The organism is Nonomuraea jabiensis (assembly GCF_014204795.1).
GTDB classification, from domain to species: domain Bacteria; phylum Actinomycetota; class Actinomycetes; order Streptosporangiales; family Streptosporangiaceae; genus Nonomuraea; species Nonomuraea jabiensis.
The window spans coordinates 10,801,001-10,817,203 of record NZ_JACHMB010000001.1 but is presented as its reverse complement, the minus strand read 5'-3'; the positions used below and the strand labels follow the sequence as shown (position 1 = coordinate 10,817,203).

The window sequence follows — 16,203 nt, the reverse complement described above, 5'->3', positions numbered from 1 at the left end:
GGGGCGCAGCTGGCCGCGCAGGACGGCGAGCAGCGCGCCTCTGTGCTGAGCGGTCAGAGGCTTCGCCGGGCCAGGCCGGCCAGGAGTTCCTTGACCTCGGTCGCCTCGTAGGACTCACGGTCGAAGGGGCCGATGATCAGCGGGCCGTCGTCGGGGCTGTCGGGCAGCCGGCCGTGACTGCCCCGGACCGGCGCCGGGTCGAGCGGTACCACTCGCATCGTGTAGCGGAGGCCCAGTTTCTTCCTGGCCAGCGCCGCCGCCGCACGGAGCTTGACGAACGGGTCACCCGGGTCCATGAACAGCTCGGCGGGGTCGTAGCCGGGTTTGCGGTGGATGTCCACGAGCTTGGCGAAATCCGGGGCGCGGTCGTCGGAGAGCCAGTAGTAGTAGGTGAACCAGGCGTCGGGCTCCGCGACCGCGACGAGCTCGCCGGCGCGCTCGTGGTCGAGCCCGTACTTCGCCTTGCCCGCCTGGTCGAGCACCTCGTCCACGCCGGCGAGCTCGGCGATGACGGCTCGGGTGCGGTCGAGGTCGGCGGGGTCGCGTACGTACACGTGGGCCACCTGGTGGTCGGCCACGGCGAAGGCCCGGGACGCCCACGGGTCGAGGTACTCCATCCCGGCCTGGGTGTGGACCTCCAGGAGACCGGCGGCACGCAATGCCCGGTTGACGTCGATCGGCCGGGACGCCGGGGTGATGCCGTACTCCGACAGCACGACCACCTCGGCCTCCTCGGCGAGCAGCGGGGCGAGCGCGGCGTCGACGGCGCGGGCCGCGGCGATCGCCTCGGGGCCGTCGGGGCCGTACCGTTGCAGGTCGTAGTCGAGGTGCGGTACGTAGACCAGCAGCAGGTCGGGCCGTTCGCGGGCCAGGATGCGGCGGGCCGCGGCGATGATCCATTCGGAGGAGGCGATCCCCGCGTTGGGGCCCCAGTAGGTGAACAGGGGGAACGGCCCCAGCGCGGCCTCGAGGTCGTCGTGGAGCGAGGGCGGGCGGGTGTAGCAGTCGGGCGACTTGCGGCCGTCGGCGTGGTAAATGGGGCGCGGGGTGACGAGCAGATCGGTGGCCGCGCCCATCGCGTACCACCAGCAGACGTTGGCGGTGCGCAGCCCGGGTACGGCGGTCCACAGCTGGTCGCCCTGGATGAGCGCGTTGTGCTGGCGCCACAGGAGGACCTCGCCGAGGTCCCGGAAGTACCACCCGTTGCCGACGATGCCGTGGTCGCGGGGCATCGAACCGGTCAGCAGGGTGGCCTGCATCGAGCAGGTGACGGCAGGGAGCACGGGCCGCAGCGCGGCCGCCGTGCCCGCCTTCGCCACGTTCGGCATGTGCGCGAGCAGGCGCGGGGTGAGCCCGACGACATTGATCACGATCAGCGGTGCCATCACGTCTCCTTCAGCCCGAGGGCGGCCAGCTGCCCCCGCATCCAGTCGAGCTCGGCGGCGATGCCTTCGGCGACGTCGGCCGGCGCGCCGGGAAGCACGTTCCACGTGTAGGTCTCCACCTCGACGTGCCTGGTCAGCGGCCGTTCTCCGCCGAGGAGCACGTTCAGCAGGTCACGCAGGTAGGGGGCGCTGGTGGAGAGCGGAGGGGGCGGCGCGTCGTGCAGCGGGACGTGGAAGTGCACGCGCCAGCTCTCGTCCGCGGGCAGGCCGCCGGCCAGGGCCTCGCCCAGGTCGTCGGCGTATCCGGTGGCGGAGCGCGCCTGGTGGAGGAAACGGGCCTCGTCGAACGCGGCCAGCGCCCGCTGCGCCCCGGGCGGGGCCACCAGGGCGCACGACGCCTGGAGCTTCACGATGGGCAGCCCGGTGCGGGCGCCCGCGCCGGGTTCCTCGAAGCCCACGGCCATGTGGCACGCGTCCAGGCAGAGGCCGAGGTGGTCGTGATCCACGTCGCTCAGCAGGGCGGTCGCCTGGGGCGTCGTCTCGACAATGCAACCGGGCTCCGGCTCGAAGCCCAGCCGGATCACCTTGCCGGTACGGCCGGCCAGCGCGCGCAGGCCCTGGGCGGCCGCGTCGAGATGGGACATGACCACCGCCGCCTTCTCCTTCGTCCACCCGGACCGCCAGGCGAGGGGGAGGGTCGAGATCGTGCCCTCGGTGACGTCGTCCGGCAGCAGCGCGGCGAGGATCTCGGCGAGCCCGAGCGTGTAGCGCAGCCGCTCCGCGTCGGCCCAGTCAGGGGTGTAGACGCGGTACTTCACGATCTCGTCGTGGAAGCCGCGGTAGGGGAACCCGTTGAGGGTCACGACCTCCAGCCCGAGCGCGGTCAGCCGCTCGCGCAGCCCGGCGAGCTCCCCGGGCCGGGCGAGGAGGTCCGCGGCGGCGTGCTGGGACAGCCACAGCCCGAGCCCGAGCCGTTCCACGCCGAGCAGGCGCCTGACCCGCGCGGCGACGCCGGACAGCTGACCGTGGATGCCGGGGAGATCCTCGGCGGCGTGGACGTTGGTGCAGTAGGCCAGGTGCACCGTCGAGCCGTCCGGATGGCGCAGCCGCACGGTCACCCCCGCTTGATCGTGTTGCCGGCGTGGTCGGGGCCGACTTGCGCGCCGGTCTCCAGGTCGAGGCGGCCGCTCTGCCCGTAGAAGGCGACCGGATTGCGCCACAGCACCCGATCCACGTCGTCCTCGCCGAAGCCGGCCGCGAGCATGCCGTCGGCCACCTCGCGCGTCTTGAGCGGGTCGCTCCGTCCCCAGTCGGCGGCCGAGTTCACCAGCATCCTGTCCGTGCCGTACTCCTTGAGCAGGGCCACCATCCGGTCCGGGTCCATCTTGGTGTCGGGGTAGATCGAGAACCCCATCCAGCAGCCCGAGTCCGCGACCATGCCGACGGTCATCTCGTTGAGGTGGTCGATGAGCACCCGTTCGGGGGGTATCCCGGCGTCCCGGACCACGTGGAGGGTCCGGCGGGTGCCGGCGACCTTGTCCCGGTGCGGCGTGTGCACGAGGACGGGGAGATCGTTCTCCCGCGCCAGGGCGAGCTGGGCCTCGAAGGCCCGTTCCTCCTCCGCCGTCATCGAGTCGTAGCCGACCTCGCCGACCGCGACGACCGAGTCCTTCAGCAGGTATCGCGGCAACTCGGCCAGCACCCCCGCGCACCGCGGATCGTTGGCCTCCTTCGGGTTGAGCGCGAGCGCGCAGTAATGGTGGATGCCGTACTGCGCGGCGCGGTACGGCTCCCAGCCGAGCAGCGCGTCGAAGTAGTCAAGGAAGCTGCCCACGTTGGTACGGGGCTGCCCCAGCCAGAAGGCGGGTTCGACGACGGCCCGGACCCCCGCGGCGTGCATGCGCTGGTAGTCGTCGGTGGTCCGGGAGGTCATGTGGATATGGGGGTCGAAGATGCGCATTCAGATCCTCTCCATGACGTCGCGCGGGACAGGCCGGCCGGCCGCCCGCAGCTCCGTCGCGTAGTCCGACAGCATCCGGGCCAGTTCGGCGTCGAAGCGGCGGTCCAGCTCGGCCACCGCCGCCAGCGGGATCGACATGAAGACGCACTTGAGCACCCCGTGGCGGAAGGCGTGGTCGTCCAGCCACGCCGAGCCGTACGGGCCGAGGGCCGCGGCGACCAGCCGCGCGTCATTGGTGCGCAGCGCGTCCTCAACCAGTCCGACCGCCGCCCCTTCCGAATCGAGCTCGTGCAGGACGGTCAGGATCGCCAGCCGCTCGCCGCTGTCGCCGGCCTCGTACAGGTCGCGGATCACCGCGTGGTGACCGTCCAGCGCGCCGAGCAGCGCGCGCCGCGCACCTGGGCCGCCCCGCCGTTCGGCCTGCGGGAAGAGCCGGTGGATCGCGTAAGGGTCAGCCTCGACCTGCCGGACGGCCCGCGCCAGCCACTCCTGTGCCGGCTCCTTCATGTGCCCTCCTCAGGAAGTCGATCGATCGGCGGGCGACCTGCGGGGCCGCGTGGCTGTGCCGGGCCAGCTCCACGGCCACCAGACCCGAGTAGCCGCGCAGGGCGGCGAGCACCGGCACGAAGTCGATCTCACCCTCGCCGAATTCCAGGTGCTCGTGGACCTCGCGGCGCATGTCCTCGATCTGCACGTGCACGGTGTACGGCAGCGCCCGCCGGACGCAGGCGGGCAGATCGTCCCGCTCCACGCAGTGGCAGTGCCCGATGTCGAGGGTGAGGCCGAACCGGGGATGCTCGCCGAGCATCCGGCGCAGCCGTTCGTAACCGTCCAGGTCCCGGACGAGCATCCCGGGCTCCGGCTCGAACCCCAGGGTGACGCCGGTCCTGTCCGCCTCGTCGAGGAGCCGCTCGCACTGGTCGGCCAGCCGCGCGTACGCCTCCGCCTCCGGCATGCCGTCAGGCCGGACCCCGCTCCACAGGTGCACCACGGGAGCGCCCAGATCGGCGGCCACCCGCATCGCGGTGGTCAGGAACTCCACTCTGCGCTCGGCGTCGTCGCTGATGAGGGTCGGATGGTGTTTGCGCAGGGGATCGAGGGTGTACCGCCCGCCCGTCTCGACCACGGCATCGAGGCGGAGGCGTTCGAGGAGTGCGGCGATGCGCGACACCTCCGCGGCCAGGCCGGGGGAGCGGGGGTCGAGATGACCGTGGTCGAGCGTGATCGCCGCACCCGTGTACCCCAGATCGGCCAGGACCGCGAGCGCCTCGGGAAGCCGGTGGTCGGCGAAGCCGTTGGTGCAGTAGGCCCACTTCACGATGTCGCCAGCCGGGATGAGAGCCACCTGCCCAGGGGCAGCGAGCACAGCAGCGCGCCCGCCGTCGCGACCCGCCCGCCACCGGCGACCGCCGCCGCCTGGAGCGGTATCAGGCCGAGGATGCTGAGTCGGACGGCCTGCCGTACGTTCTCGGGGTCGGGACGGGTCCGTAACCTCGCCTGGATCGGGAGAGTGAAGGCGAGATAGCCGGCGATGAGGACGCCCGCTCCGGCCCGGGCGGCGGCTCGGTTGCGCACGCAGGAGGCGGCCGCGAGCCCGGCCGCCGCGGTGCTGGCCACGAGCGCGCGCTCGGCGGTCCCGGGTGCCGCCCCCGTCACCTCGGCCCGGCCCAGGACGCTGATCCCGTAGGTGTGCGCGCCTATCGCCAGCGCCGCCGGCACGGCGGCCCTGGCCTGCTCGCCGGCGCCCAGGAGCACGTCGAGCGCGCGGCAGGCGGCCATCGACGCCGGTCCCGCCGCCGTCCGTTTGAGGCCCAGGTCGTAGGCCCACACCGCGCCGGCCAGCAGGCCGGCGACGGTGAGACCGCGCCGGCCCCCGGCGAGGGCGGCGGTGGCCAGGCCCGCGCCGGTCAGGGCGGCCGCGAGCCCGAGCGCGGCACCCGGGCGGACCCGGCCGGACGGGATCGGGCGTTCAGGACGCTCCACGGCGTCCGCCTCACGGTCTGCCCAGTCGTTGAGCGCCATTCCCGACCAGTACATGAGCACCGACGCCAGGGCCAGGCCGGGTGCCGGACGCCGCCCCGCGGCGGCGGCCCCCGCCATGGTGTCCCCCGGCACCGACAGTGCGGCCGGTGCGCGGACCAGCTCCAGCAGCGCCCTCATGACAGCTCCTCGGCGAAGGCACGCAGCCGGGCGTACTGGGCGGCCAGGCCGTGCTCGTCCGTCCCCAGCGGGCTCTTGAAGAAGTAGCCGAGCTCGGGGAGGATGCCACACCGCCCTTTCTCGTGCGCACGGGCTACCAGCCGGGCCAGGTCCAGGACGAGCGGGGCGGCCAGCGCCGAATCGCAGCCCTGCCAGGTGAACTGCAGCGTCATCCGCACGCCGAGAAAGCCCTCGAAGGTCACGTGGTCCCAGGCGGTCTTCCACTCTCCGAGATCCGGCACGTAGTCGATGTGCGTCTCGCCCTCGACGGGTCCTCCCAGGACCTTCGCGACGACCTGGTCCTTGGAGAGCTGCTTGCTGGACCTGGCGGCCGGATCGGCGAGGGTCGCCCCGTCGCCGCCGCCGAGCAGGTTGAGCCCGGACCAGGAGCGGACCCGCAGTGCCCGGTCGGCGAACATGGGCGCCAGGGCGCTCTTGACCAGGGTCTCGCCGGTCTTGCCGTCGCGTCCCGCGTACGGCACGCCCCGCCGGGCGGCGAGTTCCGCCAGGGCGGGCAGGGTCGGCCCGGTGGAGGGGGTGAACTCCACATAGCCGCACCCGGCCTGGAACGCCGCGTAGGCGTACAGCGAACTCGGCGGCAGGACGTCGTCCCCCGCGGCGAGCCGCTCCTCCAGATCGGCCAGCCTCCCGAACTCCGGGCGCCAACCCACCGGGGGTTCGGTCGACGACACGTTGACGACGACCACCCGGGCCAGCCCGTGCCGGGCCCGGAAGCCGGCGATGTCGTCGATCAGCCGGGCCGCGGCCCGGCCGCCGTCGCCGGGGACGTGGCCCGGCCGGATCTCGGCGTCGGCGGCGTCCAGATCGGACGCGAGCAGCTCCGGGAGGTCCGGTGATATGACCCCTGCTCTGCCCAGCTGCTCGGCGCGCTTGCGTAAGGAGATCTCGGTGATGTCATGGCCGCCGAAGGCCAGGTCGGTCAGCGGAACCAGGTGCCCGGGAAAGTCGGGGGACTCGCTCACGCATCCTTGCGGGGGCGCGGCTCCCGCCCTGATGGCCGCGGCGCCCACGATGGCGGTGGTCGCCACGGATCCCCGTGCTCCGATAAGCCACACACCGAGCTTGTCCATGAAAGCTCCATCGTGTCGGGACTACCCCCGCATGCGGAAGGCATCCGGTATGTAAGTCTCCGAGATGGTAAGAGCTATTTTTGTCAACGGTCAAGCATAAGTAGGCTAATCGCCGTCCTATCGCCCGCCGCTTACGGCCATCGCCGCCTGGTCCGCCGCCTCGGGCGCCGGCTCGTGCTCGAGCCCACCCCCGCCGCACCGGCGGTCGCCGAGCCGTTCGCCAGGGCCTCCAGGTTATGTCGTGCAGGTGCGAGCTTTTGCTTGACCGTCGATATAAGCCCGCCTAGCATCCCGCAGCATGAGGGACATGAGCCCGAAATTTGCCGACTGGCCGCAGGCTCACCCTCGTGGTGGGGGAAGCGGGGAGGTGGGCGGGGTGCTGAGCATGCGTGGCATCGGCAAGAGCTTCCTGGGCGTGCGGGTGCTGTCCGGAGTGGACCTGGACGTGGCGGCCGGCGAGGTCCACGCTGTCGTCGGCGAGAACGGCGCCGGAAAGTCCACCCTGATGAAGATCATTTGCGGGGTGCACGCGCCGGACGAGGGCACGGTCGAGATCGACGGTCACCCCGTCTCCTTCGGCCATCCGCTCGAGGCGCAGCGCTCCGGCATCGCGATCATCTACCAGGAGTTCAACCTGCTGCCCGAGCGCACCGTCGCCGAGAACGTCTTCCTCGGGCGCGAGCCCGTCAGGCGCGGCCTGGTCGATCGGGCCGCCATGGAGCAGGCGACCGCGCGGCTCCTCGATGAGCTCGGCGAGCACTCCTTCGGCCCGCGTGACGCCGTCAAGCGCTTGTCGGTGGCCCAGCAGCAGGTCGTGGAGATCGTCAAGGCGTTGTCGGTGAACGCCCGGCTCGTCGTCATGGACGAGCCCAGCGCGGCGCTCGCCGAGCACGAGGTCGAGCTGCTCTACCGGCTGATCGGGCGGCTGCGGGAGCGTGGCGTCGCCGTCGTGTACATCTCCCACCGTCTGCGCGAGGTGTTCGACCTGGCCGACCGGGTCACCGTGCTCAAGGACGGCAAGCTCGTCACCACGCTCCCGATCGGCGAGGTGTCGTCCGACGAGCTGATCCGCCTGATGGTGGGCCGTGATCTCGGCACCTACTTTCCGGCACGGTCGACCGGCGCCGGCGAGGTACGGCTCAGCCTGCGCGGAGCGGGCAACCGCAAGCTCCGCGACATCGATCTGGAGCTGCGGGCCGGGCAGATCGTCGGCATCGCGGGCCTGCAGGGGTCCGGCCGGTCGGAACTCGCCAAGGCGATCTTCGGCGCGGAGCCGTTCACCACGGGTGAGATGACCCCGTCGCGCCCCCGCTCGGTCCGGGAAGGCGTGGCCATGGGCATCGGGCTGGTGACCGAGGACCGCAAGGCCGAAGGGCTCGCGCTGCGCCAGTCGGTGCGTGACAACGCCCTGCTGGTGGCCCGCGCGGTGGGCGCCAAGGGCCGCGACGGCGTCGGCGGCCTGCTCGAACGGGTACGCCTCTCGCCTCCGCGCCAGGAACAGGAGGTCCGCTACCTGTCGGGAGGCAACCAGCAGAAGGTCGTGCTCGCCAAATGGATGACGATGGCGCCGCGCGTGCTGCTGTTCGACGAGCCGACCAGGGGTGTCGACGTCGGGGCCAAGGCCGCGATCCACGACCTGATGCGCGAACTGGCGAATGACGGCATGGCCATCATGATGATCTCGTCCGAGCTGCCCGAGCTGATCGGCATGAGCGACCGCGTCGTCGTCCTGCGCGACGGCCGCATCGCGGGCACGCTGCCGGCCGGGCCTTCGGAGGAGGCCGTCATGCGCCTGGCCGCGGGAGAGGTGGCTGAATGAACCTGCTCGTGCCCGCCCGCCGCGGCGAGGCGCAAGGCGGCCGGGCGGCCCGGTTGCCTGAGCCCACGCAGATGGTGTTTCTGGTGCTGCTCGGCCTGATCGCAATCGGCTGGGTCCTCGTCGCGCTCGACGGCGGCCAGTTCCTGACCATGGAAAGCGTCGTCGGGATCCAGCAGCGCTCGGCGGCCCTCGGCATCGTGGCGATCGGTCAGACACTGGCCATCCTGGCCGGCTCGCTCGATCTGTCCGTGGCCTACCTGATCAGTCTGACCTCGCTGGTCGCGGCGGAGATCATGGCGGGCCGGGACGGCAACATCCTGCCGGCGGTCGCCGCGGTGCTGGCCGTCAGCGCGCTGGTGGGGCTGGTCAACGGGCTGGTCATCACCCGGCTCCAGGTTCACGCCTTCATCGCCACGCTCGGCGTCGCCCTCATCATCAGGGGCGTCGTCGACCACCTGTACGACGGGCCGGCGGGCAAGGTGCCCGAGTCGTTCCAGTTGCTCGGCTACTCCCGGATCGGGCCGATCCCCGTCTCCGCCCTGCTCTGGGCGGGCGTGGCCGTCGTGGCCTGGTTCCTGCTGAGCAGGACCCGGCTGGGCTACCGGATCTACGCGGTCGGCGGGAACGAGGAGGTCGCCCGGCTGTCCGGGATCCGTACCAGCCGGACCATCGTGATCACGCACGTGCTCTGCTCGGTCTGCGCCGGCATCGCGGGCCTGCTGCTGGCCAGCCGGCTCGGTGCCGGCGCGCCCACGGTGGGCACCGACGGCGGCTACGACCTGGAGTCCATCGCCGCGGTCGTCCTCGGCGGGACCGCGCTGGCCGGCGGCAAAGGAGGCGTGTCCGGGACGGTCGGCGGGGTCCTGCTGCTGGCCGTCCTGGACACCATCTTCAACCAGCTCGAAATCAACTCCTTCGTCAAGGACGTGGTCCGCGGCGTGGTCATCGTCATCGCGGTGGCCGCCTACGCCCGGCGCATCAAGGGGCGGTCGACGTGAAAAGGGCGCTTCCCATCCTCGCGGTCCTCGTGGTGCTGCTGGCCGCGATCGCGGTCGCCAACCCCCATTTCCTGGAGCCCGCCGGGTTCCTGGCGTTCCTCAAACGGGCCGCGCCGCTGGTGATCCTGGCCGCGGGGCAGTATTTCGTCATCGTCTCCGGCGAGTTCGACCTGTCGGTCGGCTCGCTGGTGACGGCCGAAGTGGTGATCGCCGCGCGGCTCATCGACGGCGAGGAGTCCGCCACCTGGCCGGTCATCGCCCTGCTGATCGTCGTCGGCCTGCTCGTGGGGCTGGTCAACGGCCTGGCCACCACCAAGCTGCGGGTGCCGTCGTTCATCGTGACGCTCGGCATGCTGCTCATCCTGTCCGGGGCGGTGTTCCTGTGGACCGGTGGCGCACCGCGCGGCGCCCTCTCTGAGGGCTTCAGGACCTTCGGCCGCGGCAGTCTCGGGCCGGTGCCGTGGTCGGTGCTGATCCTGCTGGCCATGGGGGCGGCGGCGATCTGGCTCATGCGCGCGGACTTCGGCAAGACGCTGATGGCCACCGGCGACAACGAGCGCGCCGCGTCGCTGTCCGGGGTCCGGGTCGACCGGGCCAAGATCTTCGCCTTCATGCTGTCCGGTCTGGCCGCGGCCGTCGCGGCGATCCTGCTCGGCGGGTTCGCCGGAGTCTCGGCACAGGTCGGCCAGGGACTGGAGTTCTCCGCCATCACCGCGGTCGTCCTCGGCGGCGTGGCGCTCGGCGGCGGCCGCGGCTCTGTGCTGGCCGCCATGGCCGGGGCCTTCACGCTGGAGGCGCTGTTCACGCTGCTCAACCTGTATGGGATCTCGGGGGCGCTGGAGTTCACCGTGCAGGGCGTCATCATCATCGCCGCGGTCGCGGCGGGAGCCATCCGACTTCCCTGGAAGTTCACCCCCCGAAGAGGAGACGCACATGCCGCGTCGTAAGGCCGCAGTCGCCGTGTTCGCCGTTCTCGTCCTCGCCGGCTGCACCACCGACAAGCCGGCGTCCACCACCCAGTCCGCGGCTCCCGCCACGAGCGCCAGTCAGAGTGCCCAGGGTTCGGGCACGGGCGCGCAGTCGAAGTTCTTCGTGCAGGCGGACTTCGACGCCCAGCTGGCCATGCGCTCCCAGACCCCGCAGGGTCCCACGGACAAGCCGTGGGAGCAGGCCATCGCCCCGCAGATGGTCGACACGGCGAAGTACAAGAAGGACGGCCCGTACCAGCTGTGCTTCTCCAACGCCGCGGTCAACAACCCCTGGCGCCAGGTCGGCTGGAAGACGATGCAGGCCGAGGTCGGCCTGCACAAGGAGATCACCAAGTTCACCGCGCTGGATGCCGAGGGCAAGGACGACAAGCAGATCTCCGACATCGCCGAGCTGCAGGCCAAGGGGTGCGACGCGCTGATCGTCTCGCCGAACACCACGGCCACGCTCACCCCCGCCGTGACGGCCGCCTGCGGGAAGGTGCCCGTCATCGTGTTCGACCGGGGAGTGCAGACCGACTGCCCGGTGACCTTCATCAAGCCCATCGGCGGCTACGCCTTCGGCGCCGACGCCGCCGAGTTCCTGGTCGAGAAGGTGCCGGCGGGCGGGAAGGTGCTGGCGCTGCGCATCCTGCCCGGCGTGGACGTGCTGGAGACCCGCTGGTCGGCGGCGAAGGTGGTCTTCGACAAGAGCAAGGTCCAGGTCGTGGGAGTGGAGTTCACCGACGGCGACGCCGCCAAGACCAAGAGCATCGTCAGCGACTACATCCAGCGGTACGGCAAGATCGACGGCGTCTGGATGGACGCGGGCGCCACGGCGGTGGCGGCCATCGAGGCGTTCGAGGACGCGGGCCTGCCGGTGCCGCCGATCAACGGCGAGGACCAGCAGGACTTCCTGCAGAAATGGAAGGACGCGGGCCTCACCGCCGTCGCGCCCACGTACCCGACCTACCAGTGGCGCACCCCGATCATCGCCGCGCTGAAGATCCTCAAGGGCGAGGAGGTGCCCAAGATGTGGAACCTGCCGCAGCCGAAGGTCACCTCGGAGAACCTGTCGACGTACCTCAAGCCCAACATGCCGCCGCTGCACTACGCGCTGTGCGGCTGCGAATCCCTGCCCGGGTTCCCCGAGACCTGGGGCGGGAAGAAGAACTGATCGGCACCGACCGCGAAGAGAGGCGCATGTACTCCATCGGAGTGAACACCTGGGTCTGGGTCTCCCCGCTGACCGACGACGACCTGGCGCGGCTCGCCCCCCGCATCGCCGGGTGGGGCTTCGACGTCATCGAGCTGCCCGTCGAGCAGCCCGGCGACTGGAACCCGGACAAGGCCGCGACGGTGCTGGCCGAGCACGGGCTGGCCGCGTCCGTGGTTCTGGTCATGCCGCCGGGGCGCGAGCTCGTGGCCGCCTCCCCCGAAACCGTCCGCGACACCCAGGACTATCTGCGGCACTGCGTCGACGTGGCAGCGACCGTCGGCTCCCCGATGATCGGGGGGCCGGCATACGCCTCGGTCGGCCGCACCTGGCGGCTGTCACCCGACGAGCGCCGCGCCGCCTACACCGAACTGCGCCAGAACCTGCGGCCCGTCCTGCACTATGCGGCCGAGCGCGGGATCAAGCTCGCGGTCGAACCGCTCAACCGGTACGAGACCAGCCTCATCAACACCGTCGAACAGGCCCTCGACGCGCTGCCCGAGGACTGCCACCTGGCCCTCGACATCTACCACATGAACATCGAGGAGAAAGACCCCGCCCAGGCGGCCCGGGCCGCGGCCGGCCGGATCGCGCACGTGCAGGTGTGCGGCACGGACCGCGGCACGCCGGGGGCCGACCGCTTCGACTGGCCCGGCTTCACCCAAGCGCTGCACGACACCGGCTATGACGGGCCGCTCGTCATCGAGTCCTTCACCGCGCACAACCAGACCATCGCCACCGCGGCCTCCATCTGGCGGCCCCTCGCCGAAAGCCAGGACGCGCTCGCCGTGGACGGCCTCGCCTACCTGCGCACCCTCTGATCAAGGTGAAAGTTTCATACTTATTGATGGACCTTTTTCTCGTATCGGTGAGACAGAGCGGCAGCGGCGATGCCGCTACACCTGCAGATCTGCAGTAAAAGCAGCACGACCCCGGCCCAGCGGAAGCTAAAAAGGTGGGCTCGGATCCTGCCGAATAAGCATGCTTGACACGTAAGTTTGACCCGACCTATTTTCGTTGCGAATCGATTCGATATCGCATGGTCAGGCGCCGCCGGTAACCCCCCAGGAGATCCTTCATGCGAACATCACGCCTGCTTCCCGCCCTCGTCGCAGCCTTATTAGGGCTGTGGCTGTCCGCGGTGCCGTTGGTGGCGCACGCGGCCGCTCCCCAGTTCAAGGTGCTGCTGTTCACCAAGACCGCCAGCGGCGCCTATCGGCACGACTCCATCCCCGCCGGTGTCGCGATGTTCCAGCAGCTGGCGACCGACAACAACTTCCAGCTCGACCAGAGCGAGGACTCCGCCGTCTTCACGAGCGCGACCCTGAACACCTACGACGCGGTGATCATGCTCCAGACCAGCGGCATGGTCTGGGACAACGACGCCCAGCGTCAGGCCTTCCAGGCGTACGTACGCAGCGGCCACGGCGTCGTCGCGATCCACAACGCCACCGACATGAACATCGAGTCGCAGTTCCCCTGGTGGGACCAGGTCGCCCTGGCCGGCGCGCACATGACCGCGCATTCGTCGATCCTGCAGGGCACCGCCAAGGTGGCCGACAAGGTTCACCCCTCCACGAAGGGGCTGCCGGACCGGTGGGTGCGCACGGAGGAGTGGTACAACTTCGACAAGAACATGCGCGGCTCGGTGCACGTGCTGGTGAGCGCGGACGAGACCACCTATGACGCGGGGCCGAACAAGATGGGCGCCGACCACCCGATCTCCTGGTGTCACAACCCGGAGGGCGGCCGGGTGTGGGCCACCGCGATGGGCCACCAGGCGTCCTCCTACTCGGAGGCGTCGTTCAAGCAGCACCTGCTGGGCGGGGTGAAGTGGGCGGCGGGCGCGGCGCCGGGCGACTGCGGCGGCACCGTCGCGGCCCGGTTCCAGAAGGTGACCCTCGACAGCGCACCGGACCAGCCGATGGAACTGGACGTGGCCGGCGACGGCAGGGTCTTCTACATTTCGCGCTCGGGCAAGGTGAACCTGATCCCCGCCAATGGCGGGGGCACGCGCGTCATCGCCACCCTGTCGGTGTACGACGGCGGCGAGGACGGCGGCATCGGGCTGGCGCTGGATCCGAACTTCGCCACCAACGGCTGGATCTACGTCAACTACTCGCCGTCCAACGGCGGTGAGGTGAACCGGGTGTCGAGGTTCACCTTCAACGGCACCAGCCTCGACCTGGCGAGCGAGAAGAAGATCATCGAGGTTCCGGCGTACCGCAACGTCGACGAGCCCGGCCACACCGGCGGCTACCTCGCGTTCGGGCCGGGCGGGAACCTGTACATCGGCCCGGGTGACGACACCAACCCCAACGGGTCCAGCGGCTACGCCCCGATCGACGAGCGACCGGGCCGGGAGCATTACGACGCCCAGCGGTCCGCGGCCAACACCAACGACCTGCGCGGCAAGATCCTGCGCATCCACCCCGAGGCCGACGGCACCTACACGATTCCGTCCGGCAACCTGTTCGCGCCCGGCACCGCCAAGACGCGGCCGGAGATCTACGCGATGGGCTTCCGCAACGCGTTCCGCTTCTCGGTCGACAAGGTGACGGGCTGGATCTCGGTGGGTGACTACGGCCCCGACGCCGGCGCCGCGAACCCCAACCGCGGTCCCGAGGGCACCGTCGAGTGGAACCTGATCAAGCAGCCGGGCTTCTACGGCTGGCCGTACTGCGTCGGCAACAACATCCCGTTCAACGACTTCAACTTCGCCACCAACACCTCCGGCGCGAAGTTCAACTGCTCGGCACCCGTCAACGACTCGCCCAACAACACCGGCCTGACCAATCTGCCCGCGGCCAAGCCTGCGACCGTCTGGTACAACTACCACGCCTCGGCGGAGTTCCCCGAGATCGACTGCTGCGGCGGTGCCGCCCCGATGGGCGGCCCCTTCTACCGCTACGACGCCGCCAGCGGCTCTGACCGCAAGTTCCCCGAGTACTTCGACGGCACGCCGTTCCTCTATGAATGGAGCCGCAACTTCGTCAAGGAGCTCCGCCTGGACTCCTCGGGCAACCTCCTGAAGATCAACCCCTTCGTGGCACAGCTCGCCCCGCATGCGCCGATCGACATGAAGTTCGGTCCGGACGGCGCCCTGTACATGGCCGACTGGGGCAACGGCTTCGGCCACTCGAACACCGATGACAGCATCTACCGGGTCGACTACGTAGCCGGAAACCGCGCGCCCCTGGCCAAGGCGAGCGCCAACCCCGACTCGGGCGCGGCGCCGCTGACGGTGGCGTTCTCCTCGGCCGGCTCGTCCGACCCCGACGGCGACGCGATCACCTACGCGTGGGACTTCGGCGACGGCGGGACCTCCACCAGCGCCAACCCGTCCCACACCTACAACGCCAACGGCACGTACACGGCCAAGCTGACCGTACGGGACTCCGGCGGGAAGACGGGCAGCGTCACGTTGCCCATCGCCGTCGGCAACACCCGTCCCAAGGTCGTCTTCTCGGCTCCGCCCGACGGCGGGTTCATCAATTTCGGCGACAAGGTGTCCTACACGGTGAACGTCACCGACCCCGAGGACGGCGCCGTCGACTGCACCAAGGTCAACGTGATCACGGCGCTCGGCCATGACCAGCACGCCCACGACACCGGCCAGTACACCGGTTGCTCCGGGACGGTCACGACCACCGCGTCCGGCCATGACGAGGCCGCCAACGTCTACTACGCCCTCTCCGCCGACTACACCGACAAGGGCGGCCTGAAGGGCAGCGCCGGCGTCACCCTGCAGCCCAAGCACAAGCAGGCCGAGCACTTCACCGGCTCGTCCGGAATCCGGATCGTCGACGAGCCCGGAGCCGAAGGAGGCAGGCGCATCGGCGACGTCTCCAACAACGACTGGATCTCCTTCAGCCCGATCAGCCTGTCCGGGATCGACACGGTGTCCTTCCGCGTCTCGGCACCGTCCAACACCGGGGCGTCCATCGAGTTGCACGCCGACTCGCCGACGGGGGCCCTCATCGCCTCCAGCCCCGTCCCGGCCACCGGGGGATGGAACACCTACGTGTCCCTGCCCGCGGTGCAGGTCACCGATCCCGGCGGCACCCACAATGTCTACGTCGTGTTCAAGGCGCCGTCCGCGAACTCGTTCGACGTGGACTCGTTCACCGTCAACGGCAAGGGCGTCGGGCAGGGCGACGGCTCGCCTCCGGGCGACACCAGCGCGCTGCGGGGCGTGGGATCGAACCGATGCCTCAACGGCGCCTCGCAGACGAACGGCACACAGGTGCAGATCTGGGACTGCAACGGGCAGCCCGGCCAGCAGTGGACGTTGACCGCCGCGGGTGAGCTGCGGGCGTACGGCAACAAGTGCCTGGACGTGAACGGAGGCGGGACGGCGGACGGCACCGCCTTGATCATCTGGGACTGCAACGGGCGGGACAACCAGAAATGGCGGTTCAACGCCGATGGCAGCATCACCGCCGTCGGGGCGAACAAGTGCGTGGACGTCAGCGGCGCCGGCACCGCCAACGGCACCAAGGTGCAGATCTGGACGTGCAACGGCCAGAACAACCAGAAGTGGACCCGCGTCTGAACGCAATGTGACGTC

Annotated in this window: 13 protein-coding genes; 6 read left to right on the top strand and 7 right to left on the bottom strand. The window is 70.4% G+C overall.

Going from position 1 to position 16,203, the window contains the following annotated elements:
• Positions 1 to 53: 53 nt before the first annotated feature.
• From HD596_RS49495 to HD596_RS49465, 7 genes are read right to left on the bottom strand one after another with little or no spacing between them, the layout of a single operon-like run.
• Positions 54 to 1,385: an alkaline phosphatase family protein gene (locus HD596_RS49495; RefSeq protein ID WP_185076251.1), complete on the bottom strand. Its 1,332-nt coding sequence runs from the start codon at positions 1,383 to 1,385 to the stop codon at positions 54 to 56.
• Complete coding sequence (gene eboE, locus HD596_RS49490) at positions 1,385 to 2,497, bottom strand: metabolite traffic protein EboE (protein ID WP_185079198.1); 1,113 nt, start codon at positions 2,495 to 2,497, stop codon at positions 1,385 to 1,387. The genes HD596_RS49495 and eboE overlap by 1 nt, the downstream gene beginning before the upstream one ends.
• A 2-nt stretch (positions 2,498 to 2,499) precedes the next feature.
• Positions 2,500 to 3,345 (bottom strand): TatD family hydrolase, encoded by an 846-nt coding sequence (locus HD596_RS49485; RefSeq protein ID WP_185076250.1) that lies wholly within the window; start codon positions 3,343 to 3,345, stop codon positions 2,500 to 2,502.
• Complete coding sequence (locus HD596_RS49480; protein WP_185076249.1) at positions 3,346 to 3,852, bottom strand: EboA domain-containing protein; 507 nt, start codon at positions 3,850 to 3,852, stop codon at positions 3,346 to 3,348.
• A complete protein-coding gene (locus HD596_RS49475; RefSeq protein WP_313046566.1) occupies positions 3,797 to 4,690 on the bottom strand; it encodes a sugar phosphate isomerase/epimerase family protein in 894 nt (297 codons plus the stop codon). Before HD596_RS49475 ends, HD596_RS49480 begins: the two co-directional genes overlap by 56 nt.
• Positions 4,660 to 5,505 carry an SCO3242 family prenyltransferase gene (locus HD596_RS49470; protein ID WP_185076248.1) on the bottom strand — a complete coding sequence of 282 codons (846 nt, stop codon included), beginning with the start codon at positions 5,503 to 5,505 and terminating at the stop codon, positions 4,660 to 4,662. The genes HD596_RS49475 and HD596_RS49470 overlap by 31 nt, the downstream gene beginning before the upstream one ends.
• Entirely contained in the window at positions 5,502 to 6,635 is a 1,134-nt protein-coding gene (locus tag HD596_RS49465) for an inositol-3-phosphate synthase (protein ID WP_185076247.1), read from the bottom strand. The genes HD596_RS49470 and HD596_RS49465 overlap by 4 nt, the downstream gene beginning before the upstream one ends.
• A gap of 385 nt (positions 6,636 to 7,020) precedes the next feature.
• Between HD596_RS49465 and HD596_RS49460 the strand changes: the two genes are divergently transcribed.
• The 6 genes from HD596_RS49460 (at position 7,021) to HD596_RS49435 (ending at position 16,188) form a co-directional block, all read left to right on the top strand.
• Positions 7,021 to 8,454 carry a sugar ABC transporter ATP-binding protein gene (locus HD596_RS49460; protein ID WP_185079196.1) on the top strand — a complete coding sequence of 478 codons (1,434 nt, stop codon included), beginning with the start codon at positions 7,021 to 7,023 and terminating at the stop codon, positions 8,452 to 8,454.
• Positions 8,451 to 9,452 carry an ABC transporter permease gene (locus HD596_RS49455; RefSeq protein ID WP_185076246.1) on the top strand — a complete coding sequence of 334 codons (1,002 nt, stop codon included), beginning with the start codon at positions 8,451 to 8,453 and terminating at the stop codon, positions 9,450 to 9,452. The genes HD596_RS49460 and HD596_RS49455 overlap by 4 nt, the downstream gene beginning before the upstream one ends.
• Positions 9,449 to 10,399 carry an ABC transporter permease gene (locus HD596_RS49450; protein WP_185076245.1) on the top strand — a complete coding sequence of 317 codons (951 nt, stop codon included), beginning with the start codon at positions 9,449 to 9,451 and terminating at the stop codon, positions 10,397 to 10,399. Before HD596_RS49455 ends, HD596_RS49450 begins: the two co-directional genes overlap by 4 nt.
• Entirely contained in the window at positions 10,386 to 11,594 is a 1,209-nt protein-coding gene (locus tag HD596_RS49445) for an ABC transporter substrate-binding protein (RefSeq protein WP_185076244.1), read from the top strand. Before HD596_RS49450 ends, HD596_RS49445 begins: the two co-directional genes overlap by 14 nt.
• A 26-nt stretch (positions 11,595 to 11,620) precedes the next feature.
• Positions 11,621 to 12,454: a sugar phosphate isomerase/epimerase family protein gene (locus tag HD596_RS49440; RefSeq protein ID WP_185076243.1), complete on the top strand. Its 834-nt coding sequence runs from the start codon at positions 11,621 to 11,623 to the stop codon at positions 12,452 to 12,454.
• Positions 12,455 to 12,711: 257 nt separating this feature from the next.
• Positions 12,712 to 16,188, top strand: a complete 3,477-nt coding sequence (locus HD596_RS49435; protein ID WP_185076242.1) for a ThuA domain-containing protein — start codon at positions 12,712 to 12,714, stop codon at positions 16,186 to 16,188.
• Positions 16,189 to 16,203: the final 15 nt, after the last annotated feature.